This window comes from Streptomyces sp. H27-H5, from assembly GCF_026627505.1.
Classification (GTDB): Bacteria; Actinomycetota; Actinomycetes; order Streptomycetales; family Streptomycetaceae; genus Streptomyces.
This window is the reverse complement of record NZ_JAPNLK010000049.1, coordinates 33,614-53,725: the sequence shown is the minus strand read 5'-3', so window position 1 is coordinate 53,725 and position 20,112 is coordinate 33,614. Positions and strand designations below refer to the sequence as shown.

The following is a 20,112-nucleotide window of genomic DNA, read 5'->3' as shown; positions in this document are numbered from 1 at the left end:
CAGATCTGCCGGTTCATCTCTACCCGGGTGAATGAACGAGTGAATGATTACCGTGTGTAGCGTTCCGTGATGCGCTGGAGAGCGTCCGCCGCTTCCTGCCAGGCCCGGTTGGCGATCACCGGGTCCACCTGTCGGAGGGTGCTGCGGAGGCGGTCCATGCGCCGTGTCGCCCCGGTCTTCGGGGACGTGGTGTCCGCGCGCTTGATCTCTTTGGTCCAGTAGTTCGAGCTCATGACGCCATCCCTTCGACTGGAGGCAGGTGCTTGCCGGGTCTGCTTGCCGGGTCTGCGAACGTTCCGCTCCCCAGGTCACTCATCGGCTGCCTGCGGTTTCGTGGTGTCGACTGCTTCCGGCAGTCTCGGCAAGGTCCAGAGGCTTCTGCCGCTGGGCCCTGCCAGCTGTGCCGGGGGCGGGTTACGCGGGTACGGCTTCGGCTTCGCGGGTCTCGATCTCGCCCCAGATCCGGCGGATTCGCTCTTCCTTGGCCCTGAAGCCGGCGCTTCGGAAGGCGTCCTGTGCCTGCCGGTAGGAACGAGGGGGTTCCATGGCGTATCGCAGCCACCGAAGGACCACCTCAAGCTGCGCGTCGGACAGGGACACGCCCCTCTCGGGGAGCTCGACCCTCGCGATCTCGGCCAGCTCCGAAAGATCCATGCCCCCCTCTGCGGGGACCTGCTCGACAGGGAGTTCAGGCAGGGTCACGGGCTCCTCGGTCACGGCCTCGATTTTCGGGCTGACCTGTGTGACCCCTGTGTGACCCTCCAGTTCGGGCGGGGTGTGACCCTCGGGTGTGACCCGGGAGTGTGACCCGACTGCGATCAGCTCTCGCGCCAGGAAGGCGGCGGCCTTCTCGCCATGTTCCTTGTCGGCTTCGGCAAGCACGTCTTCGGCCTTGGCGCGAGCCTTGCTGATCTTCTTCTGGGCTTCGGTCAGGACTTCAGCGCGGGCGATCTGTCGAGCCATCTCGGCGAGGTGCTCCGCAGTCTCGGCGAGAACATCCGTGCGGGCGCCGGAGGCCAGATGCCGAGCATCGGCCGCCGCGACAGCATGGGCGTTGCGGGCGGCGGCAGACTGATCGGCGATCCGACTGGCTGTGTCGGCGTCGGCCAGCATGTTGTCGGCGAAGAGCCGCAGCCCCATGAAGACGGCGGCAGCGGCCGGGACGCCGGCGAAGACCTGGGCGTGGCCAAGCTTCCACAGGGCGAACGTGGAGACGCCGATGGCCGCGGCGGTCAAGCCGAGCATGACCGCCATGCCGATCCGGGACCGCTGCCGGATGGCGACCTCGGACATGCGCAAGGCGCCGATCCAAAGGGCGTCGTACACCAGGGCGATCGACCAACCGACTGTGGTGGCTGCTGCGCCGCGCAGGCCCAGCATCTGGCCGAGCTGGCCGCCAACGCTGATGGCGACCAGGGCGAGGGCGGCGAGGGTGAGGAGCTTCTCGACGACGGCGAACAGGTCGAGCTTCTTGATCCAACGGATCAGCCGGGTCAGCTTGGCCATCACGCGGCCTCGAGGTAGCTGTGCCGGTAGTCGATGACCTGGATGCGGGCCTCGATGAGCGCGGTCACGGGGTCGATGGTGTCGGCCTGCGCATCCCGCTCGGCGAGCGCGAGGTCGAAGTCATCCGGCGTCTTGATCAAGGGGAACGTCATGACGGTGGGTCCTTCCGGTGGTCAGGCGGGGCGGATGTCGTCGGCGCTGACGATGTCCTCGCAGGGATACGGCTTGTCCACGAGGGCGACCTTGACGGCCCCGTCGGGCGTGCGGCCGAGGATGGTGACGCGTTCGCCGGTGGACTTCAGGCGGAGGTTGTCGTCCGGGTGGGACGGGATCGCAGAGGCGGCGGTGGCCCTGCTCTTCCTGCTGAACATGGGTGCTCCTCGGTGGTTGGTCAGGCGGTGGGGCGGGGCATGGCCCGGCAGGTCTCGGCGTGGGACTGGGCCCAGCGGTCGGGCTGGCTGCTGTCCGGGCCGCCGTCGCTGCTCGATCGGCCGCATCCGTAACAGAGGGCGTACTCGGGCATCCACTCGCTGGCCTCCAGGACGCCGACGCTGGCGCCCCCCACGGCCAGGTATCGGGCGAGCGTGCCCTCCGGCCAGGTGGATTCGGGCATGACGGTGCTCCTCGTTGGTCAGGCGGGGGTGGGGTTCAGCGGGAGCTGACGTTCCAGCCGCGGCCGGGCTGACTGCGGATGATGCCGCCGGGGGTGTGGATCTGCCCGCCGCTGGCTCCGAGGCCGAGACGGTCGAGGTCGTCGAGCAGCGTGACGATCCGCCCGGCAATGGTCTGCGCCTGCCGCTCGAGACGGTGGAGCTCTTCGGGGGTTCCGGTGAACATGGCCTTGCCCTTCGATTGGCGGTCTGGGTTCAGCGGTTGGTGTGGGGCTGGGCGCCGGTTGCGGAGCCGAGCTGGTCACGCTGGGCGCCGGCGGATTCGGCACGCTGGGCCTGCGCGGCCTGGTACTCGCGCTGACAGTCGGCGGCCGTGGCGGGCTGCTCGGCGGGGTGGCCCGACTGGGCGGAGGCGGCCATCAGGCGCCCGTCCCGTCGACCCATCGGCCGTCCTTCATGACGACAGTGCCGTCCCGCAATGTGATTGTGCGGACCATCCAACTTGGCACCGTGCCGTCGGGCTGCCTGCGGTCGTACTCGGCGAACCAGCGACCGCGCTCGGTACGGATCTGCACCCGGTAGGCGGGCTCCAGAGCGACCTTCGCGGCACAGGCGCGCTCCTCGGTCGAGAAGACGAGCGCCCCGCAGTTGTCGTTGACGCCGAGCAGGAGCATGTCGCGGAGGTCGAACCCGCGGACGTCCAGGACGGTCAGGATGGGCTCCGTGGCACCGTGGGTCACCACGCCGTTCGCGTGGGTCTTGGTTCGGGCGGCCATCAGGCGGCGCTCGGCCGGCGGCGGACGTGGGTGGCGGCGGCGTGTGCGGCCTTGTCGGCGGCCGACATCGCGGGCTGCTCGATGCGCCAGGCGGCCGGGCCGCGCTTGATGCTGGCGGCGATCAGGCGGCGGGCCGGGGTGGGACGCTCTACCTGTGTCCGGTGCGTGCTACCAGCGGTAGCCGTACTACGATCCTCCATCAGGATCACTCCTCCTGTGTACGCAGGTGGTGGGGTCTTAGGCCCCAGGTCACAGGTGCTACCAACACCGCCGACTTGGGGTCGCCTTGTTTCGACAGCACAGACCGTAGCACGGTCTACAGCTGGTGGGATACTCTACGAAGAGGAAAGACCGTGAAATCTACCGAGGAGGACGGATGACAGGAGCTACCCACCAGGTCGCGGACTCGATCCGCGCCGCGATTGAGGCGGGCGACTATCCGCCGGGGGGAGCTCTGCCGTCCGCCGCCGAACTCGCCGAGACCCATGGCGTGGCCCGCGCCACCGCCCAGAAGGCAGTCAGACAGCTGGCCACCGAGGGCTACCTCACCCTGACCCGTCGGCACCCGGCCCGCGTGAAGGAGCGCCCCCGCCACCTGACCGTCGTCAGGGATCGACTGGTCTACCGCGACGAGATCGGCTACTTCTTCGACCGTAACGCGCAGGACTGGGCGGCCATCGAGAAGCCAAGTCGCGGCTTCTCCGTCCCTCCCAGTCACATCGCCGATCTGCTCGGGGCGCCCCGCGGTCAAGACCTGATTACGCGTCGCCGGCTCATGGGCCCGGCCGGCTCGACCACCGCCCACCAGGTCGCGATCAGCTACATCCCCATGTGGGTGGTCGCGGAAGTCCCGGCAGCAGGCGCCGAGCAGGCGGGACCTGGCGGCATCTACGACCGATTCGAGGACCACTTCGGCGCGGCTCTGCAGTGGCGCGAGACGGTCTCGGCAAGACACCCGAACGAAGATGAGCAAAGAGCGCTGCGCATTCCGGCAGGCAGCCCGGTTCTCGTCGTGACGCGGGAGGCTCGGATCATGCGAGACGGTGCGCTCGTGGCGGTGGAGGTCAACGAAACCAGCATGGCCGCATCGCAGTTCGGCGTCTCATACCACGTGGAGCGCGACGAGTCTGCCGCCTGGCCCCGCACCGCCTGACCCCGGACACGCCGAAGCCCCCGCCGCCTCGTCAGGCAGCGGGGGCTTCTGTCATGCGGCGGCTCGCCTGAGCGCGTCGGCGTTGAGTTCGTCCTTGGTCCAGAGTCCACCGCAGCCGGTGCATTCGGTGTACTGCGCCCAGTCTCGTTCGATCAGCCCGAGGTACTGGCAGCGGGGGCAGGGGCGGCTGACGGCTCGGGTACGGGGTTCGAGGGAGGTGATCCGCCAGATCGCCGACATCATGTCGTGCAGCTCGGACCGCATCTCGGCGACCCACGGCTGCTGGCTGGCCCAGCCGAGGTGGAGGACGAGCCAGGCGGCGAGCGTGGTCTCGGTGGCTGTGGTCGGGGGTTTGGCGGGCCGCTCTTCGATGATCAGCCGCACCCAGCTGCCGAGCGTTCCGACGATGGGGATGTCGCCGGTCTGGTCGCCGTGCCGGTCGATGACGGTGCCTGTCGCGGCGGGTCCGCACAGGTTGAGGGTGTCGAGCCGGCCGGGGAGGGGTGCGGTGCGGGTGCCGGTCCGGCCACCGCCACTGACCTCCCGCTGCATGCTGCCCTCGCGGAGGACGACCATCTGGCCGGGGATCGAGGTCAGCCACGCCCTCATCGCGTGCAGGCAGGGATCACAGACGAGTTGAAGTGCTGTTATCTCGTGGTCGCGGAGTTCACGGCTGCAGGTGGCGGCGATGCATTCGGTCACGGCAGGCTCCTGTGCGGTGCGGTGCGGGTGGGGCTGTGGGCTAGCGGGCGTTCCAGTTGTCGATGGCCCAGGTCAGGGCGCAGGCCGCGGCGGCGACGGCGAGGACGATGACCCACGTAGCCGCGACGAGGGGCCAGCCGCCATCGAGGTAGGCGCCGGCGGTCGCGCTGGCGACGAGGAACAGGCCGACTGTCACGGCGGTGCAGCGGGCGATGATCCGCTTGGCGGTCACGGGCGGGCCTCCTTGCCGACCGTCTGCCGATCCGCGTCGCACAGGTGGGGGTTGCTGCCGGTGTAGCCACGGATCCACGTGCGACATCCGTCGCAGTGGCTCCACCCTTCGACGACGATCTCGTTGTACTGGTACGGGGTTCCGTCGTCGTGGGTCGGCCTGAGGATCGACTGCTCGGCGGGTCGCTCGATGGCGGTGACGACGGCCTTGCGCATGTCGCTCGACAGCAGGCGTTCGCCGGCGAGGTCGGAGATGGCGGCGCGGACTCGGGCGAGAGCTTCCCGGTCGGCCCGACCGTCTTCGACCCGGGCGTGGTGGTTCTCCAGGTGGCAGCGCTCGGCGGTTACGAGGGCCTCCTCTGTTCGATCAGTCGCCTCGTCGGCCTTCCGTCCCCGACTGAGCACGTCCCGCAGGTGGTCCTGCTGTTCGGGGGTCAGGTGCTTGCGGGCCCAGTCGCGGACGTCGCCGATGATCTCGACGTGGCCGATGGCGCGGCGGCGGAGCGTCTCGTACTCGTCGGCGGTGGGGCCGGCGTCTCCGCGTCCGCAGTGCGGGCAGTAGCCGGTGGCGGCGTCGACCGCGGCGAGCACAGCGTCGGCGACCGCCTTCCGGACGGACATCGGGAGCCGTTCCCCGTGCGCCTTGAGGGCCGGCTGTACGGCGTTGAAGGCGAGTGCGTTGCGGCGACGTTCGGTTTCGTCGGTCACTTGAGTCCCTCTGCGATCTCATGTCGGATGCGGGCGGCTTTGGCGAGGAGGCGTCGTGAGCGCCAGGCGAATCGGCTGTTCTGCGCTGACTGGTACAGCCGGTCGATGCGCTCCTCGACGCGCGGCCGGCTGCCGATGGCGTGCTCCCGGCGCCAGAGCTCGATGAACGCGGGACCGAGCCGCCATCCGCGGGCCTCGAAGACGCCGCGGTGGGCGTCGTAGTCGTCGAGGCGGTGCGGGCAGTCGCGGGCTATCGCGGCCCGCAGGTCGTCGGGGGTCACAGGTAGCTCCCGGTTCTGACGTCGGTGATGGGGACTCGTCCTCGGGGTACGCGGAGCCGCTTCCCGCCTGCTGCTCGTCCGGCGTCGGAGTCGATGTGGCCCGTCTTCACCTTTCGGGGGCGGCGGCGAGGCGGTGGCGCGGTATCGCACGGCTCGATGTCCCAGCCGTCATGCCACAGCTCCAGCTGGCCGGTCACCGCTGCCTCCATGCGATGACGAGGGCGGTGATCGCTGCGGCGGTGGTGATGGCGGCGACGATGACGGTCAGGGGGATGAGGAGGGCGAGGTCGGTGGGGGTCACCGGGGGCTCCTTGCTCGTGCGATTTCGCAGGGCCGGCGGTAGGTGTGGCCTTCGCCGCAGTCGGTTGGGCACGGCGCGTGGAGTCCTCGGCGAAGGTGGGTGGCGAGGATGCGGAGGCGGTCGAGGAGGCTCACCGGCTGCTCCCGTCGGTGCCGAGGATGGCGCGGGCAACGGCGAGGGCGTGCACCACGTGCGTCGGGTGTGTGGGGCCCGGGGCGTAGTAGGTCGCTGCCGTGTCGAGCCAGTCGGCGAGCGGGTCGGCTACCTCGGCGTCGATGACGAGCGCCGCGTTGTCGCGACGGAACGGGTTCCTCAACTGGAGCGCGGCGGCCTGAAGTTCGTCGGCGGGTGTCATCGGTCTCCTTGGTGTCGGTCGGTGCGTGCCCAGTGGGGGCGTTGTCGGGCGTGTGTGCCTCTGTGGCGGGCTGTGCGGGCGGGGGTGGGGCGCTGTGGCTCGCGCCCCCAGTACGCGGCGTGGGGGTCCGTGTGGCGGGTCTGGCGGTCCTGCTGCTCGCCGTGGCGGACGGTCCGGCCGGCGAGCGCGCCGATGAGGATCGAGGCGAGGACCATCACGACGAGGCCGGCGACGACGAGCAGCAGGGTCAGCACGGCTACTCCTCGGCCTCGCCAGCGAGTTCGCGGCGGGCGCGGTCGATGTGCCGCTGCGCCGGGATCATGACGTAGGTCGGCAGGTCGTCTCCGAGGTGCTCGGTCGGGATCTGTCCGAGCTCGATGCCGCGGCTGCCGAGCCAGGCTTCGAGGCTGTCCCAGATCGCGGGGTGGACGACGATCTGTCGCATCTCGGGCGCGGGCTGCTCGCTCATGCCGCGCTCCCGGTCTGCTCGTCGGCGCTACCGGTCCGGCAGGGGTCGCAGTAGATCCGGTTCGCGGCTGTGGTCTGGGCGATGCACTGGCAGCCGGCAGACGGCACGGGCTGGACGGCGGCCTGCTGCCGGGCGATCTCGCGGAGTCCGGCGATGACCTCCTCCAACCGGTCGAGCGGGATGAACACCGCGGCGTGCTCGGCCCGGGTGTTGGTGACGCTGAGCCAGATGTGCGGGCCGTCGGCGGCCGTGACGCTGTCGACACGGATACGTCCGCCGGGCGGGGGCCTGAACGTGAAGGTCACGGTGCTGCTCCTGGTGTCGGGGTGGCCGGCCCGCGGGTGACAGGCCGGCCGGGGCGGGGGTCAGGCGGAGGCGCGGTGTCGGTAGGCGCGTTGGCGGCACGCGCGGGAGCAGTACAGGGCGGGGCGGCCTCGGGGTGTCTGTGTGACGGGGCGTCCGCACCCGACGGCCGGGCAGGGGATTTCGTCACGCATTTCGTCACGCAGGGCGGAGAGGGTCGGCAGCACTGGAGCGTCCACCCGCGCCCGCTCCCACAGGACCCGGCCAACGCCGTCCGTACCGCGGTCGGCCCGTGCCCGAGCCGGGGTGTCCCATCCGGCCCGCGGTCGCAACACCGCGATCTGCCGCCACCCGGCACCGCGGAGACTCGCGCCGGACTCCCCGTCCTGCGTGTACGTGATGGCCCGCAGGTAGCCCGCGGCGGACGCTGTACGCCACGCGGCCCCGTACAGGGCGGAGCACGCGTTGGGGGTGCCGTCGGTGGCGACGCGGGTGACCTCGACCTGCCATCCGGTGTCGAGCATGCGAGCGACGGGCCGGCCGACAATGGCGACGCCGCACAGGACGCCGTCCTCGCGGAGTACGCCGAGGCTGAACCTATGACCGGTGGGCCGGCGGTGGTGGCGGTGCAGTCGGTCGACTGCGTCCGCGGCGTCGCGCAGGGCAAGGGGTATGACGGTCAGACGCTGCTGGCCGGAGCGCTGGGTCACGGTCTGCTCCTGGGGTGGGTGGGATGCTGGTGGTGGCCGCCGCCCCGGATAGCCCCCGGGGCGGCGGTACTGCGGTAGGGGCGGGTCAGGCGGGCTGGAACGTCCACCAGCCGTCATAGCCCTCGGGGATGTTCGGGTAGTCGGCGAGCATGGGTTCGAGGACGGTCAGGTCGAGGGCCATTTGGAACGGCGTCTGCGCACCCCAGTACCGCTCGCCGTCCCACCTGCCGTGGCAGTTGCCGCCGTACCGGCCGTCGGTGAACGCGGCGAGGAACTCATGGACGTCGCCCGGGGTGCGGTCCTGGAGGTCGCGGAGAGTGCCGGTGCAGGCGATCGTGATGCCGTTGCGGCGCCGGAACCAGACGGCGTCGACCTGGGCCCAAGCGGATCCGTGTGGGCCGGGTTCGGTGACGCGGAGGCTGTCGAGGTCGATGGCGTAGGGCTTGCGGGAGATGAGGAAGCGGGTCTCGCGGTGCATGTCGGGGGTCTCCTTCGGGCGGGTCAGGCGGACGGGGCGGCGGCGGGCTTCCGGTGGATGTCGATCCGCCCGTCGGGGTGCCGGATGATCCAGTCCTCGAAGTACGCGACCTGCCGGTCGAGGCCGTCACCGATCCGCAGGCCGACGACACGGTTCTTGCCGTCGACGTCCGGCTGCCAGTAGCCCTTGGCGAAAATGCCGTAGCTGTCGAGGGCGCGGTCAACGCCGCCGATGTTGCGGACGGTGAGCTGCCAGGTGCGGCAACCGGCCTGTTCGAGGGTGACGAGCGGCGCGCAGTTAGGGCATTCGGCGCGGACGTCGGTGAGGTTGCCGCGGTCGTCGACGTCGCGGTTGTCGGCGTCGCCGAGGAGTTGGGCGCAGCCGTTGCAGGCGCGCTTGAGCTTGATGCGGGTGGATGCGCGGCCTTCGTCGTCGTGGGTGATGACGTCGGGGGTGTTGGTGCGGGCGGGCAGCATGCGGGTCTCCTGTCGGGGTGGTGTGTGCGAGGCCGGCAGAACCGGATCAGCGGGCGGGCGGGGTGACTGCGGGGCTGTGCGCCTCCCTGGCGGCCTGTCAGCCATCCGGGCGACGCGGGGGGCGGGCGCGGTCAGTTCGGGGCGGAGGCGGGCGCTGAGAGGGTGCGGTGGGCGCGGTGCGGCTGGACTCACTGCTCGGCTTGCAGAACTGCGGCGAGCGTCTGGAGCCGGAGACTGCGCGTCCCCTGCCGTCGAGTTCGCTGCATCAACGCCTCCACCGCCAGCAACTTCCGGCGAACCTCCCGGTAGCGCCGTGCGTGCGTTCCGGCAGTCCCGGCCGCCGACCGGCGCATCGTGAATGCGGCGGCAATGCCTCGCCGAAGCCGAGCAGTTTCGGCCGCCGTCAGCTGGCCTCGTTCGGCGCGATCGGCGAGAACGAGGAGCTGCTCTCGGGTCGGCGGCCGATCCGTGCGCGGCACCGGCCGGGCGGGCGCGGTCATGATTGACCGCCGTACATCGGGCTGTCGCCGTCGTTGACCCGCTGGAAGTCCACCCGCACCCGCACCTGCTCGACACGCTCGGCGAGTTCCCGTTCGGGCATGGCGGCCCAGGCGAGGAGAACATCGGCATGGCAGGCCTGGTCGGGCCGGCAGGTGCAGGCGAGATCCTTGCCGCGGAGCGACGGGAGGGCCGTCAGGATCTGCTCGCGGCGGAGGTCTCCTTCCTCGGTCGGCCAGCCGAAGCGGCCTCCTCGGAGCCACTGCTCGAAGAACGAGGCGGCTGCCGCGTGCGGATCGAGGTAACCCATCTCCTGCAACGTGGCGATCTTGGAAGGGCTGCCGAACCGGCTGGGCCGGCTGACGATCACGGCGTTGTCGGGCTTGCGCCAGCCTTTGGTGCGCTTGCGTTGGATGCGGTTCGGCATCGGATTCTCCTGTCGTGAGAGGCTGGTCTGGCCGGCCCCCGAATTCGCCTCGGGGGCCGGTCCTGCGTTCAGGGGGTGCGGCGCATCGGGTTGGGGATGGGCTGGTGCCATTCGGTGCCGTCGAGCGCCTCGGTGAGCCGGGCGCGGTGGCGGGCCTGCTGCTCGCGGGTCCAGGCGGACCGACGGCGGGTGGTGTGGATGGCTGCGGCGAGAACGGCGAGGCGGTCGGCCTGCTGCTCGGTCGGGGTCACTGGTCGGCCTTCCTGGCGGGCCCAGAAGGCGCCAAGGCCGTCTTCGACAAGCGAGGCGAGACGGGCGTCGCTGTCCGGCGGGGTGTCTTCAATGAGTTCGGCAGCCGCCAGGGTGCGGCGAACGTTTTCGAGCTGGCCTCGGAGTTGATCGGTGCGGGTCATGCTGGCGCTGGCTGCGGTGCGCCAGCTCTCAACATCCAGCTCCAGGAGATCGCGTTCGAGGTCTCGGGCCTCGGCCAGCACCTGAGCGATCCAATCGACCCACTCGTTGATGCGTTGGGTGCCACCGGCGCCGTCGAGCTCGGCGTCCTGCAGGCCGAACAGCATGACGGGGCGGATGATGTTGGCGTACTGCTCGCGGCGGGTGGGCTTCGCGCTCACGCTGCGTCCTCCTGGGCTTCCTCGTAGCGGCGGGCGTGGACGGGGCTGCTGTCGGGGCGGGGCGCGCCGTCGTCGTGGCAGGGCGTGCCGGGTGCGGTCTGGCAGGTGGGGCAGACGGCGGTCGCAGTGGCGTGGGCGGCTTCAGCTCGACGCTGCTCGGCCCGGCGGCGGATGAAGCTCATGCGGCTTCCTCCTGCTTGCCGGCGGCTCGCTGCTCGGCTTCGTCGACGATGGCGACGATCTGTGCTCGTATCGGGCAGGTGTTGATCTTTCCGCCCCATTCGGCGGGGGCGATGAACCCCTTCCACTGCCGCAGGCCCGGGATCTTTTCGAGGCGGGCAAGAAGGTCGGGGTACCGGTGGACGAGGTTCTTGCGTCGCGCACATTCGACGGCTCGCTCGCGACCGACTTCCTTGATGTAGGCGGCCAGGTCTTTCTGTTGACGCATGGCCCGCACGTCGTCGTTCGTGAGGCCCGCGGTGATTGCTCGGGCCGGCATGGGCGCCCGGCGGCCCTGGACAACCGCGTGGCGCTCCGCCCTGAGCGCGGCAACGAAGTCGTCGCCGGTCGCTGCGTCGGGATCAACCTCGGGGTGCTCGTGCGGCTCGAAGGTTCCGGTGTGCTGCCGCATGCGGTCGCGGACGGTGGTGCGCCAACGGTCAGCAATATCGCTGGGCTTGATCGGAAAGGGGGATTCGGCGTAGTGCCGGCCGACGGCGTTCATGGCGTACTCGGCGGGGACGTCGGCGAGGACGGTGGCCCAGAGGGCGGTCAGGCCCTTCAGCTCGTCCTCGTCGTCGGGAAGGACGCGGGGATCCGCATAGGACACCTGCTTCAGGAGCAGGGGGATCTGGCTGGGGTTCACGGGTTTTCTCCTGCGGCTAGTTCGTTGGCGAGCCGATCGAGGAAGTTGCGTGATGCGTTGCGGCGGGCGGCGGCCGGGCTCGGAGCCGGTGCGGGCACAGAGCGGAGGGCGGGACGGCCGTCGGCCTGGGGCTCGGGGTGCTCGTCGTGGTAGCGCTCGTTGCGGAGCCAGTTCGCCGGGTAGGCGATGTAGCGGGGGTTCTCGTCGACGACGGAGCGGGCGTAGGTCTGGGCGGCGTCGACGACTTGCGCGGGGTCCTCGCCGCGATTCATGGCGGCGATCCACTCGACCTTCGCCCGGCCCCTGTCGATGCGCTTGGGGTAGGTCAGCCAGAACGCGCCGAAGGCATCGAGGTGCTGCTCGGCCGTCGCGGAGGAGGAAGCCTCCTCTTCCCCCTCCTTCAGAGGGGTAAGAGGAGTAGGCGTCCCGGATTCCCTGACACTGACGTCCCAGATTCCCTGACACTGAGACTCGTCAGTGTCAGGAGTTCCGGGACACTGAGCGTCGGTGTCAGTGTCAGGGAATCCGGGACTCTGAGACGGGTCAGTGTCCCGGATTTCGGGACGCTGAGAAGCGGGCTCAGTGTCCGCAATTCCCTGACACTGACTGTCTGGGAACTTGGGGATCTCGTACTTCGCGGTGCCGTTCTTCTGGCCGGCCGCCAGCTTCATAAGTGCACCCTTGGCGATCAACGACTTGATCACGGCGTACAGCTGGGACCGGCTGACCTTGGCGCCGCGGAGAACCTCAGGCCGTTCGACGCTGCTCCAGGTGATCCGGGTGTCGTCGTTGGCATCCTCCGCCAGCGTGACGAGGAGCAGCTTCTCCCGGTGAGTCAGAGCCTCGGGCGCACTCAGGAGCACGTCGACCATCAGGCGGATTCCCACGGGCGTCTTCTCTCTGGCTGGCTGGTGCGGGTGGTGGTGCCGCGGTCAGGCGGCGGTGACGGCGGCCGGCTGTGGTACGGGGATGCCGGTGGCGGCCGAGACGATGTGCGCGGCCAGCAGCGGCGGGACAGCGTTCCCAATCTGTTCGAACGCCTTGGTCTTCGAGCCCTGCCACGGGTAGTCCGCGCGGAACGACTGCAAGATGGCTGCTTCGGTGAGCTCCAGCGGCCGCTTCTCCTGCCCGTCGGTCCAGTTGACGGCGTTCCCGCGGTGTCCGAAGAAGAGGGTGCTGGCCGGTTCGTCGAGCCGGCGCCGGGCGGCGTTGGCCTGTGTGTTGCTGACGAGGACCCACTGGCCGCCGGACTTGGATGTGAAGGTCGGGGCGGGTTTGTCCTGCGGGTCGATGGTCTGTCGTGTGCCGTCGGCGCGCTGGTCCCGGTTGGTGTGGAGCGTCCAGGAGCGGGCTCTGCCGGTCAGGGCCTGCGACGGGCCGTCGGACGGGAACTCGTTGCCTCCCGGCGTTTTGCGTTCACCGCGGGTGTTGACGATGCCGCCCTGGTCAAGGCCCAGGGCTTCGGCCATGGACGTCCAGTTATTCAGGCATTCACCGAACAGGTCGTATTCGGGGTCCTCGGCGTGTGTCGGCTCGGGTGCGGTGACGGGTCGGAGCCTGGAGGCGATGAGGATGGCGCGCTTGCGGGTTTGCGGAACGCCGTAGTCGGCGGCGTTGAGGATGCCGGTCCACACGCTGTAGCCCCAGCCGCGGAGGTATTCGGCGTACTGCTTCCACAGCGTGAGGACGTCCGGGACCTCTTCCATGCACACCCATTCGGGCCGGAGGTCGTAGAGCCAGCGCATGGGTTCGGCGGCGAGGAGGCTCCGCTCGTCCCTGTAGCCGGTCAGCAGTTCGGCGCGGGTGTCCCGCCCCTGGGCCAGGTCGTGGACGGCTTGGTGGACGAGGGGCTGGTCGATGAGTCCGAGGCCCTTGCCGGCGCGGGACCAGGCCTGGCAGGGCGGGGACCAGATCTGGCGCCGGGAGCGGCCCTTGAGCGGTGCGGTGGGGTAGGCGGAGATGTCGGTCTGGATGGTGAGGTGGCCGGCTGCGGCGCGGGTTTTGCAGGCGTGCCAGTCCCATTCGAGGCCGATGTCGCGGAGGCCGAGGAGGCGGAGGCCCTCCGACCAGCCGCCAGGGCCCGCGAAGCCGTCGATGATTAGGTCGGACATCAGGCGGCCTTCCGCATGTCGCTGCCGGCGAGGATGTTCTTGCGGTAGAGGGAGAGGGCCCGCTGGAGTCCGTCGCGGGTGACGCCGAGACGTTCGGCGATCTGCGCCCGGGTGTGGCCCTGCCGTTCGAGCTCAAGGCAGTTTTCGGCGTGGGCGACGTAGCGGGGGGTGTCGTCGCAGACCGAGGGCTGCGCTGTCGGGTCGTCGATCAGTTCGTCATCCCACGCTGCGGGGGGCGCCCAGTTGTGGCCGGCTGCCCGGGACTTGGCGCGGCTGATGAGCGCGGCAGGAACGTCGGCTGTGATGGGGTCGACGTTCCACAGTTCGTCGTACAGGCCTTCGACGATTCGGTGGAAGCGCCCGGTGACCCGGGGGTGGGCGCCTCGCAGGATCTTGTTGAGGTAGGTGAGGTGGATACCGAGGCGTTCGGCGAGGACGGGCGGCGGCCAGCCGATCGCGACGAGCGCCTGGAGCCGCCGGGCCAGCCCGGTGGTCGGCATGAATGCCTCGTCGGGGATGCCGTGCCAGATGGGGCGGACGGCGAGGATGCGGGTGGCGATCTCGGTCCGGACTTTGCGGATGTGGGTTCGGCCGGTTCCGTAGGTGATGCTGTTGATCTCTCCCCGGGGCGTGTCGGAGAGTTCAGCGATGCGCTTGAGGGTGACGCCCTGCTCGCGGAGGGAGGCCATGTGCTTCCGGACGATGTCGGCGTCGACCCAGGGGTCCCACATGCCCTGAGCCTTCAGGGCGCGCCTCTGGTTCTGGCGTCGGTTTCGGGCGATGCGGATGGAATTGCTGGTCACTGGTCTTCCTCCGTCCGGCGGTTCTGGTGGGGGATTTGCGGGGCGTACTCGGCGGCGATGATCTTCTGAAAGGCGACGTCGAAGGCGTGCTGCTCGACCAGGCGCCGGGCCTCGCGGGCTGCGGCCAGGTCGGCCCGAACGTCGTCCTCGGTACGCCAGGTGGCGGCGGCGCGGGCGGTGGCCTGGAACCTGCGGGTGGTGCGCGGCTTGTGCCACAGATCGAAGGCGATGAAGCCGAGCCAGATCAGTGCGACGGCGGTGATCACGCACGCTCCGGCCGTCTCGGCGGGGCTCATGCGGCTGCGCTCCGTGCTGCGGCGGTGCCGATCCAGTGGTGGCAGATCGACCGGTGCACTGTGGCGCGGGCGGACTGGCCGTAGGTGGCGTGGCGGATGATGCCGCGGCGGACGGCGACCGCGAACCGGGGGCCCCAGCAGTTCGGGTGCGGGGGTTCCCCGACGAGCTCCAGTCGGATCAGGTCGGCGGCCTGGAAGACGACGCCGCGGCCGGCCATCTCGGCTATGGCGTTGTCGCAGTCGGAGGCCCATGTCGGGTCGAGCTGGCCGATGCGCTTCATGCCGCGCCGCTTGGCGGCTTCCCCCTTGGCGGGGTTGATGACGGCCTTGGTGGGAGTCGATATCTGCAGCTGACGGGCCATGGCGGTGTCCTTCCAGATCTGCTGTCCTGGGGTGGGCGGCCCCGATTCCCGCGGGGCCGCCCGGGTGTTGCTACTGCTGGCCGGCCTTGAGGGCGGTGCCGCGCATCCGGATGTAGTCGCCGAGGCTGGTCGGCTGTCCGGTCTCGGGGTGCATGAGCGGGGTGGCGAGTGCGCTGGCCGCCTCGACTTCGCGGTACAGGGCGAGCAGGCTGTCCGGCGTGGCGGTCGGCGATCCCGCCGCGTCGATCCAGACGGTGGTGTCGATCTCCTTGGCGCCCGCTCGCAGCCAGTCGAGGTACGGCTTGGCGATGTCACGGGCGCCGTCAGGGCGGTCGAGTTCGAGACCGCGGAAGGCGGGGCAACGGGCCTTGATGAAGCGGAGCTGGTTGTCGGTGTTCATTTCGGCGGCGACACCGAACTCGAACTCGATGCCTTTGCGCTGCTCGGCGCGCATCCCCTTGTTGACCGGGGCTTTCCGTCCCCGCTCGTCCTCTTCGAGTTCCCACTTGATGGAGGCCCGCATGGTCGCGACGACGTGGCCGGGGTAGGCCATGAGCGCTTCGATCATTTCGTTCTGCAGGTCACCGCCGGGGCCCCAGCCGGCGAAGGTGTTGCCGCCGAACTTGGCCTTGGCGAACTTCTCGACTTGGTCGAGGGTGCCGTCGGTGCCCTTCCAGAAGTGGCTGAGCGAGTCGACGAATGCGACGGGGTAGCCGGCCTGAGCTGCGGCGGCCAGTGCCTTGATGAGGTTGCGCGGGTCGTAACTGTGCATCGGGAGGGTGTCGAACTGAGCGTCGATGTCGTTGATGTAGAGGGCTGCCGCGCCGCGCTCGGTGTCGATCACCGCGAAGCGCTTGCCCTCCGCGAAGCCGGCGCTGGCCTTCAGCCCGGTGAAGGTCTTGCCGGATCCGGACGGTCCCTGAATGGAGAGGCGGGCCTTCTGGCCGTCCTTGCTGGCGGGGCGGAACTCGAACGGCGCGTCGTCGTACTCGTTGGCTGCGGGCTGATGACTGGCGCCCTGGAGACGGGGCATGGTGGGCTCCTATCGGGCGGGCTGGAGGGCGATGGTGGTGCCGTCCTCGCGGGCGGTTCGGTAGGCGATGCGCCGGCCGAGGTGGACGGCGTTGCGGCCGTTGCCGAGGGCGTCGAGGAGGAGGGACTTCGCAGCGGTGTACTCGGCTTCGGCGGCGACCTTCGTGTCGCGGCAGATCTCGTAGCGGGCCGCGATGGTGGCGGGCACCTCGACGTCGATCTCGTCGTACCGGTCGGGCTGCAGCCGGATCGTGTCGTAGGCGGCTTCGGTGTTCTCGATCGGCGGCCGGCGTCCGTGGCGGACGTCGTCGAGGAACGTCTCGGCCGCGGCCCGCATGGTCGCCGCGTCGTCGGCGTCGTACTCGACGAGGTACTCGCGGTAGTCGTGGCCGGAGATCAGGACCGCGACGTAACAGCTGTCGAGGCCGAGGGTGTCCATCTGCCACTGGGTCTGGCAGTAGTAGTGGAGGGGGACGCCGTTGTCCCATCCGTGACTGACGGGGCTGGTCTTGATCTCCACCAGAGTTTCGCCGAGCAGGTCTGGTGTGGCTCGCTGCCACGGGCGGTCCTGGTGGCGGAAGGTGCCGGTCGGCGCGAGGCCCAGGTCGGGGTGGTTCTCGATGAACTTGGCGCCGACCGAAGGCTCCAGCCGGTTACCCCATTCGACCTGCGGGGTCATCACGAACGGCGGGACGCGCAGGCCGCTCTTCTTGTGCCAGAGGACGAAGGGATCGGACCAGGGCGAGACGCCCATGACCGCGGCGATCTCGGTTGCGGTGATGCACAGGCCGGCGCGGGCGGCGTCCCATTCGGGTGTGCCGGGGGTGAACTCGCCGAGGAGGATCCCGGTCGGGGTGTCGATGGCGGCCATCAGAACGGGTACCTCTCGTTGATCACGGTGCGGGGGCGGAGCGGGATGCGCAGGCTGTGGAACGGGTTCCAGCAGTCGCACGGTTGGAGGTCGGGCTCTTCGCCCCAGGGGTCGGCGCCGCGGGTGATGTCGCCCTCGCCGCGGCAGTCGATGCACTTCGGGTCGGGCTGCTTCTGGATGTAGACCGCGCTCTCGTACAGGTCGATTCGCCAGCGCCGGATGGTGAGCGAGTTGCGCATGACGACTCCTTTCAGGGATGGGTGGGCCGTCGGCCGGGCGGGGGAGGGTGGCCGACGGCCCTGGCCGGAGCGCGAGGGGTGCGCTCGACGGCCGGCTTGGGGGGTCAGGCGGCGGGGGCGGGCAGGAGGGGGCTGTGCTCCGCGACCAGCTCGGCGAGGGGTACTTCGGCGTATTCGAGGCCCGCGAGCCGCATCAACGGCTGGCCGTTCCGAGTCCGACCGGTGTACTCCCACGGGTCGCCGTCCGCGTCCGTCCACTGGACGTCGAGCCGGTAGCTTTGGCCGTCGACGTAGGCGAGCGGGGAGAGTGCGTTCTTCCACTTCGCGGCCAGCTCGGCTCGGGTCTGCTCGGTGCGGACGGGCATCTGCACGCCGATGAACGAGGCGTCGTCAGACATCAGCACGAGTGCCCGGTGCGGTGCCGACTGCCAGCCGATGAGCACCGTGTCGGCGTACTGCCAGCGGGCCAGGAACTCGGTCGTGAAGCCAGTAACCGGGACCAGTTCAGGCTCCGCATCGAGCTGCGCCCGGATCAGGGTTCGCCAGTTCGGCGGGTTCCCGTAGGACCGCTTGTCGCAGAGGACGCGCATCTCGTCGGAGGCGCTGGCCAGGACGAGTTCGAAGTAGTCCCCGTCGGCTGTGATCGTGACGCGCACTGCGGATTTGCCTTCTCCCCGCAGCCACTTCATGACGCTGTCTGTTTCGGTGGCGGGGATCGGGCCGGCCCATTCGCCCTCCGTGACGATGGCGACGCGGGCCGCGGCCATTGTGAAGCGGTCGGTTGCGGAGGCGTACAGGCAGCCGTTGCTCGCCTCCAGGTGGACGGCTGAGAGGACGGGGATGGTGTCGTCATCGGACATGTGCGGGGTGACGCGTGCGAGTAGGCGGAGTAGCTCGGGTGCCGTGAGGACGGTGACAGACACGTGGGTCTCCTGGGATGCTTGGGTTGCGTCCCTGCCGCATTGACCGCGGCGGGGGCGTCCTGCGTTGGGTCGTCCGCCGCCCGGTCTGGGGCGTCACAGGCGGCGGACGGTTCAGAGGAGGCCGCGGCGGGCGGCTTCGGCGAGCGTCATCACCCGTATCGGGCGGGCGGGCGGGGTGGCGGTGGCCGGGTGGCTGCCTTCCCCGTCCGGTATCGGGGCGGTCACCGCGGGACGCCGGCAGGCTCGTCTTCGGTGACGCCACCGTTGGCTGCCTTGCGGATCACGGCCACCCATTCCGGCACCGGCAGCGGGTTCTCCCACCGGTTGGCGTCGTTCTCGGCTTCGTCGCAGGCCGCGACCACGGCGTCCAGGCAGCGGGTGAGGTAGGTCATCTCGTCGGCGACGGTCGGCTCGTGACCGACGTACTTCTCCAGCTGGCTGGCGAGCTCGTCGTTCGTGACTGCTCACGAGGTGGTGTGACCTGGGGGTGATCGGTTCGTTGGTCTGTCCGTGGGAGCTTCCAGCCGCCGGTGTCCGTCGTATGACGATCTCGTGCGCGTGATCGCGGATCTGCAGGCCGAGGTGGCGGCGATGAAGTCCCAGCTCGCGGCCAAGGAGTCCCGGATCGCCGAACAGGATTCTGAGATCGCCGAGCTGAAGAGGCGGTTGGCGCTGGACTCGTCGAACTCCTCGAAGCCGCCGGCCTCGGACAGCCCCTTTCGCAAGCCCGTGCCGCGTTCACAGCGTGGGACCTCCGGGCGCGTGCCCGGCGGCCAGGTGGGGCACGAGGGCACGAACCTCGAGCCGGTCGCCAACCCCGATCACGTCATCGAGCACCGCCCGGCCGCCTGCGCCGGCTGCGGAATCGCCCTGGCCGACGGTGATCCGACCGTCGGGTTCTCCCGGTCACAGGTCTTCGACCTGCCCGACCCGCGCCTGACCGTTACCGAGCACCGAATGCTCAAGGTCCGCTGCACCTGCGGCCGCACCACCCGGGCCGCCGATCCGGACGGGGTGAACGCCCCGACGCAGTACGGGCCGGGAGTGCACGCCCTGGCGGTCTACCAGCTCGTCCAGCAACACGTCCCGTCGTTGCGGGCCGCGCTCGGTGCGGCCGATCTGCACGGTGCCGGCCTGTCGGAGGGGTTCGTGCAGGCGGCCCTCGTGCGGGCCGCCGCCCGGCTGACCCCGTTCGGCGAGCACGTCGTCGCGCTGCTGCAGAGCGCGGACGTGGCGCACTTCGACGAGTCGGGAATCCGCGCCGCGGCGTCCCTGCACTGGGTCCACGTCGCCTGCACCGACCGGCTGACCTGGTACAAGGCCCATCCCAAGCGCGGCAAGGCCGCCATGGCCGACGCCGGAGTCCTGCCGCACTTCACAGGCACCCTGGTCACCGACGCCTTCAGCTCCTACCTGAAGTACGGCACCGCCCGGGCCCTGTGCAACGCGCACATCCTGCGCGACCTCGACGGCGTCCACCACACCGACCCGAACGGCCAGACCTGGGCGAAAGCAGCCCACGACGCCCTCACCGCCGGAAACAACGCCGCCCACACCGCCCGCCAGGCCGGCCGGACAGCCCTGGCCCACGACGAGATCCGCGCCCTGGAAGAACAGTTCGACCACGCCGTCCGCTGCGGACGCTCCGCCAACCCCGACCCGCCACCCGGCCAGAAGAAGATCTTCGCCCGGCAGCTCGCCGACCGCCTCCAGCGCAGGCGGGGCGACATCCTGCGCTTCCTTCACGACCTGAACGTCCCCTTCACCAACAACCAGGCCGAGCAGGACATCCGCATGGCCAAGGTCCAGATGAAGGTCTCCGGCGGCTGGCGCACCCTGGACGGCGCCAACCGCTGGCTCCTCGTGCGCTCCTACCTGTCCACCGCCCGCAAGCACGGCCTCAACCCCATGACCGTCCTGCGCGACCTCTTCGCCGGAGAGCCCTGGCTCCCGCCCCTCCCGGCCTGAACCCCGGACGGAGATACGGCACGCT

General features: G+C 70.0%; 37 protein-coding genes. 3 read left to right on the top strand and 34 right to left on the bottom strand.

Annotation, left to right across the window (positions count from 1 at the left end):
• Nucleotides 1-47 precede the first annotated feature (47 nt).
• The 9 genes from OTB19_RS24005 to OTB19_RS23965 form a co-directional block, all read right to left on the bottom strand.
• Entirely contained in the window at nucleotides 48-233 is a 186-nt protein-coding gene (locus OTB19_RS24005) for a hypothetical protein (RefSeq protein WP_267800434.1), read from the bottom strand.
• Nucleotides 234-414: 181 nt separating this feature from the next.
• Entirely contained in the window at nucleotides 415-1,506 is a 1,092-nt protein-coding gene (locus tag OTB19_RS24000; RefSeq protein ID WP_267800433.1) for a hypothetical protein, read from the bottom strand.
• Nucleotides 1,506-1,658 carry a hypothetical protein gene (locus tag OTB19_RS23995; RefSeq protein ID WP_267800432.1) on the bottom strand — a complete coding sequence of 51 codons (153 nt, stop codon included), beginning with the start codon at nucleotides 1,656-1,658 and terminating at the stop codon, nucleotides 1,506-1,508. The genes OTB19_RS24000 and OTB19_RS23995 overlap by 1 nt, the downstream gene beginning before the upstream one ends.
• A 21-nt stretch (nucleotides 1,659-1,679) precedes the next feature.
• Entirely contained in the window at nucleotides 1,680-1,877 is a 198-nt protein-coding gene (locus OTB19_RS23990; protein WP_267800431.1) for a hypothetical protein, read from the bottom strand.
• Between the two features lie 20 nt (nucleotides 1,878-1,897).
• On the bottom strand, nucleotides 1,898-2,119 hold the full coding sequence (locus tag OTB19_RS23985; RefSeq protein ID WP_267800430.1) for a hypothetical protein: 222 nt from the start codon (nucleotides 2,117-2,119) through the stop codon (nucleotides 1,898-1,900).
• A 35-nt stretch (nucleotides 2,120-2,154) separates the two neighbouring features.
• Complete coding sequence (locus OTB19_RS23980) at nucleotides 2,155-2,343, bottom strand: hypothetical protein (protein ID WP_267800429.1); 189 nt, start codon at nucleotides 2,341-2,343, stop codon at nucleotides 2,155-2,157.
• A 29-nt stretch (nucleotides 2,344-2,372) separates the two neighbouring features.
• Complete coding sequence (locus OTB19_RS23975; RefSeq protein ID WP_267800428.1) at nucleotides 2,373-2,561, bottom strand: hypothetical protein; 189 nt, start codon at nucleotides 2,559-2,561, stop codon at nucleotides 2,373-2,375.
• Entirely contained in the window at nucleotides 2,537-2,893 is a 357-nt protein-coding gene (locus OTB19_RS23970) for a hypothetical protein (protein ID WP_267800427.1), read from the bottom strand. The genes OTB19_RS23975 and OTB19_RS23970 overlap by 25 nt, the downstream gene beginning before the upstream one ends.
• Nucleotides 2,893-3,093, bottom strand: coding sequence for a hypothetical protein (locus OTB19_RS23965; RefSeq protein WP_267800426.1), 201 nt, complete (start codon nucleotides 3,091-3,093; stop codon nucleotides 2,893-2,895). The genes OTB19_RS23970 and OTB19_RS23965 overlap by 1 nt, the downstream gene beginning before the upstream one ends.
• Before the next feature lie 176 nt (nucleotides 3,094-3,269).
• On the opposite strand from OTB19_RS23965, the gene OTB19_RS23960 reads away from it, so the two are divergent.
• Nucleotides 3,270-4,046: a GntR family transcriptional regulator gene (locus OTB19_RS23960; protein WP_267800425.1), complete on the top strand. Its 777-nt coding sequence runs from the start codon at nucleotides 3,270-3,272 to the stop codon at nucleotides 4,044-4,046.
• Between the two features lie 51 nt (nucleotides 4,047-4,097).
• Here the strand turns inward: OTB19_RS23960 and OTB19_RS23955 are convergent, their stop codons facing one another.
• From OTB19_RS23955 to OTB19_RS23905, 11 genes are all read right to left on the bottom strand, one after another.
• A complete protein-coding gene (locus OTB19_RS23955) occupies nucleotides 4,098-4,748 on the bottom strand; it encodes a hypothetical protein (RefSeq protein WP_267800424.1) in 651 nt (216 codons plus the stop codon).
• Between the two features lie 40 nt (nucleotides 4,749-4,788).
• Nucleotides 4,789-4,980: a hypothetical protein gene (locus OTB19_RS23950; RefSeq protein ID WP_267800423.1), complete on the bottom strand. Its 192-nt coding sequence runs from the start codon at nucleotides 4,978-4,980 to the stop codon at nucleotides 4,789-4,791.
• Nucleotides 4,977-5,687 (bottom strand): hypothetical protein, encoded by a 711-nt coding sequence (locus tag OTB19_RS23945; RefSeq protein ID WP_267800422.1) that lies wholly within the window; start codon nucleotides 5,685-5,687, stop codon nucleotides 4,977-4,979. Before OTB19_RS23945 ends, OTB19_RS23950 begins: the two co-directional genes overlap by 4 nt.
• Nucleotides 5,684-5,968 carry a hypothetical protein gene (locus OTB19_RS23940; protein WP_267800421.1) on the bottom strand — a complete coding sequence of 95 codons (285 nt, stop codon included), beginning with the start codon at nucleotides 5,966-5,968 and terminating at the stop codon, nucleotides 5,684-5,686. The genes OTB19_RS23945 and OTB19_RS23940 overlap by 4 nt, the downstream gene beginning before the upstream one ends.
• A 431-nt stretch (nucleotides 5,969-6,399) precedes the next feature.
• Nucleotides 6,400-6,624, bottom strand: coding sequence for a hypothetical protein (locus tag OTB19_RS23935; RefSeq protein WP_267800420.1), 225 nt, complete (start codon nucleotides 6,622-6,624; stop codon nucleotides 6,400-6,402).
• Entirely contained in the window at nucleotides 6,621-6,878 is a 258-nt protein-coding gene (locus tag OTB19_RS23930) for a hypothetical protein (RefSeq protein ID WP_267800419.1), read from the bottom strand. Before OTB19_RS23930 ends, OTB19_RS23935 begins: the two co-directional genes overlap by 4 nt.
• Before the next feature lie 2 nt (nucleotides 6,879-6,880).
• On the bottom strand, nucleotides 6,881-7,093 hold the full coding sequence (locus OTB19_RS23925; RefSeq protein WP_267800418.1) for a hypothetical protein: 213 nt from the start codon (nucleotides 7,091-7,093) through the stop codon (nucleotides 6,881-6,883).
• Nucleotides 7,090-7,398 (bottom strand): hypothetical protein, encoded by a 309-nt coding sequence (locus OTB19_RS23920; protein WP_267800417.1) that lies wholly within the window; start codon nucleotides 7,396-7,398, stop codon nucleotides 7,090-7,092. The genes OTB19_RS23925 and OTB19_RS23920 overlap by 4 nt, the downstream gene beginning before the upstream one ends.
• Before the next feature lie 60 nt (nucleotides 7,399-7,458).
• Nucleotides 7,459-8,106, bottom strand: a complete 648-nt coding sequence (locus OTB19_RS23915) for an XF1762 family protein (RefSeq protein ID WP_267800416.1) — start codon at nucleotides 8,104-8,106, stop codon at nucleotides 7,459-7,461.
• An 85-nt stretch (nucleotides 8,107-8,191) separates the two neighbouring features.
• Nucleotides 8,192-8,584 carry a hypothetical protein gene (locus tag OTB19_RS23910; RefSeq protein ID WP_267800415.1) on the bottom strand — a complete coding sequence of 131 codons (393 nt, stop codon included), beginning with the start codon at nucleotides 8,582-8,584 and terminating at the stop codon, nucleotides 8,192-8,194.
• 23 nt (nucleotides 8,585-8,607) lie between these two features.
• Nucleotides 8,608-9,060: a hypothetical protein gene (locus OTB19_RS23905; protein ID WP_267800414.1), complete on the bottom strand. Its 453-nt coding sequence runs from the start codon at nucleotides 9,058-9,060 to the stop codon at nucleotides 8,608-8,610.
• Nucleotides 9,061-9,236: 176 nt separating this feature from the next.
• On the opposite strand from OTB19_RS23905, the gene OTB19_RS23900 reads away from it, so the two are divergent.
• Nucleotides 9,237-9,566: a hypothetical protein gene (locus tag OTB19_RS23900; protein WP_267800413.1), complete on the top strand. Its 330-nt coding sequence runs from the start codon at nucleotides 9,237-9,239 to the stop codon at nucleotides 9,564-9,566.
• Here OTB19_RS23900 and OTB19_RS23895 read toward each other — a convergent pair.
• From OTB19_RS23895 to OTB19_RS23830, 14 genes are all read right to left on the bottom strand, one after another.
• Nucleotides 9,557-9,985, bottom strand: coding sequence for a DUF4326 domain-containing protein (locus tag OTB19_RS23895; RefSeq protein ID WP_267800412.1), 429 nt, complete (start codon nucleotides 9,983-9,985; stop codon nucleotides 9,557-9,559). The genes OTB19_RS23900 and OTB19_RS23895 overlap by 10 nt on opposite strands.
• Nucleotides 9,986-10,053: 68 nt before the next feature.
• The gene (locus tag OTB19_RS23890; protein ID WP_267800411.1) at nucleotides 10,054-10,617 is read right to left on the bottom strand and encodes a hypothetical protein; all 564 of its coding nucleotides are present in this window, start codon (nucleotides 10,615-10,617) and stop codon (nucleotides 10,054-10,056) included.
• A complete protein-coding gene (locus OTB19_RS23885; protein ID WP_267800410.1) occupies nucleotides 10,614-10,799 on the bottom strand; it encodes a hypothetical protein in 186 nt (61 codons plus the stop codon). The genes OTB19_RS23890 and OTB19_RS23885 overlap by 4 nt, the downstream gene beginning before the upstream one ends.
• Nucleotides 10,796-11,482, bottom strand: a complete 687-nt coding sequence (locus OTB19_RS23880; RefSeq protein WP_267800409.1) for a hypothetical protein — start codon at nucleotides 11,480-11,482, stop codon at nucleotides 10,796-10,798. Before OTB19_RS23880 ends, OTB19_RS23885 begins: the two co-directional genes overlap by 4 nt.
• A complete protein-coding gene (locus OTB19_RS23875; protein ID WP_267800408.1) occupies nucleotides 11,479-12,354 on the bottom strand; it encodes a hypothetical protein in 876 nt (291 codons plus the stop codon). Before OTB19_RS23875 ends, OTB19_RS23880 begins: the two co-directional genes overlap by 4 nt.
• Before the next feature lie 60 nt (nucleotides 12,355-12,414).
• The gene (locus OTB19_RS23870; protein ID WP_267800407.1) at nucleotides 12,415-13,593 is read right to left on the bottom strand and encodes a DNA cytosine methyltransferase; all 1,179 of its coding nucleotides are present in this window, start codon (nucleotides 13,591-13,593) and stop codon (nucleotides 12,415-12,417) included.
• Entirely contained in the window at nucleotides 13,593-14,396 is an 804-nt protein-coding gene (locus OTB19_RS23865) for a hypothetical protein (protein WP_267800406.1), read from the bottom strand. Before OTB19_RS23865 ends, OTB19_RS23870 begins: the two co-directional genes overlap by 1 nt.
• Nucleotides 14,393-14,692 carry a hypothetical protein gene (locus OTB19_RS23860; protein ID WP_267800405.1) on the bottom strand — a complete coding sequence of 100 codons (300 nt, stop codon included), beginning with the start codon at nucleotides 14,690-14,692 and terminating at the stop codon, nucleotides 14,393-14,395. The genes OTB19_RS23865 and OTB19_RS23860 overlap by 4 nt, the downstream gene beginning before the upstream one ends.
• Entirely contained in the window at nucleotides 14,689-15,054 is a 366-nt protein-coding gene (locus OTB19_RS23855; RefSeq protein WP_267800404.1) for a hypothetical protein, read from the bottom strand. The genes OTB19_RS23860 and OTB19_RS23855 overlap by 4 nt, the downstream gene beginning before the upstream one ends.
• A gap of 70 nt (nucleotides 15,055-15,124) precedes the next feature.
• Complete coding sequence (locus OTB19_RS23850) at nucleotides 15,125-16,087, bottom strand: AAA family ATPase (RefSeq protein ID WP_267800403.1); 963 nt, start codon at nucleotides 16,085-16,087, stop codon at nucleotides 15,125-15,127.
• Nucleotides 16,088-16,096: 9 nt separating this feature from the next.
• Nucleotides 16,097-16,957 carry a YqaJ viral recombinase family protein gene (locus tag OTB19_RS23845; protein ID WP_267800402.1) on the bottom strand — a complete coding sequence of 287 codons (861 nt, stop codon included), beginning with the start codon at nucleotides 16,955-16,957 and terminating at the stop codon, nucleotides 16,097-16,099.
• Nucleotides 16,957-17,196, bottom strand: coding sequence for a hypothetical protein (locus tag OTB19_RS23840; protein WP_267800401.1), 240 nt, complete (start codon nucleotides 17,194-17,196; stop codon nucleotides 16,957-16,959). The genes OTB19_RS23845 and OTB19_RS23840 overlap by 1 nt, the downstream gene beginning before the upstream one ends.
• 104 nt (nucleotides 17,197-17,300) lie before the next feature.
• Nucleotides 17,301-18,119 (bottom strand): phiSA1p31-related protein, encoded by an 819-nt coding sequence (locus OTB19_RS23835; RefSeq protein WP_267800400.1) that lies wholly within the window; start codon nucleotides 18,117-18,119, stop codon nucleotides 17,301-17,303.
• 221 nt (nucleotides 18,120-18,340) lie between these two features.
• Nucleotides 18,341-18,511: a hypothetical protein gene (locus OTB19_RS23830; protein WP_267800399.1), complete on the bottom strand. Its 171-nt coding sequence runs from the start codon at nucleotides 18,509-18,511 to the stop codon at nucleotides 18,341-18,343.
• 166 nt (nucleotides 18,512-18,677) lie between these two features.
• On the opposite strand from OTB19_RS23830, the gene tnpC reads away from it, so the two are divergent.
• Nucleotides 18,678-20,087, top strand: coding sequence for an IS66 family transposase (tnpC, locus tag OTB19_RS23825; protein WP_267800398.1), 1,410 nt, complete (start codon nucleotides 18,678-18,680; stop codon nucleotides 20,085-20,087).
• Nucleotides 20,088-20,112: the final 25 nt, after the last annotated feature.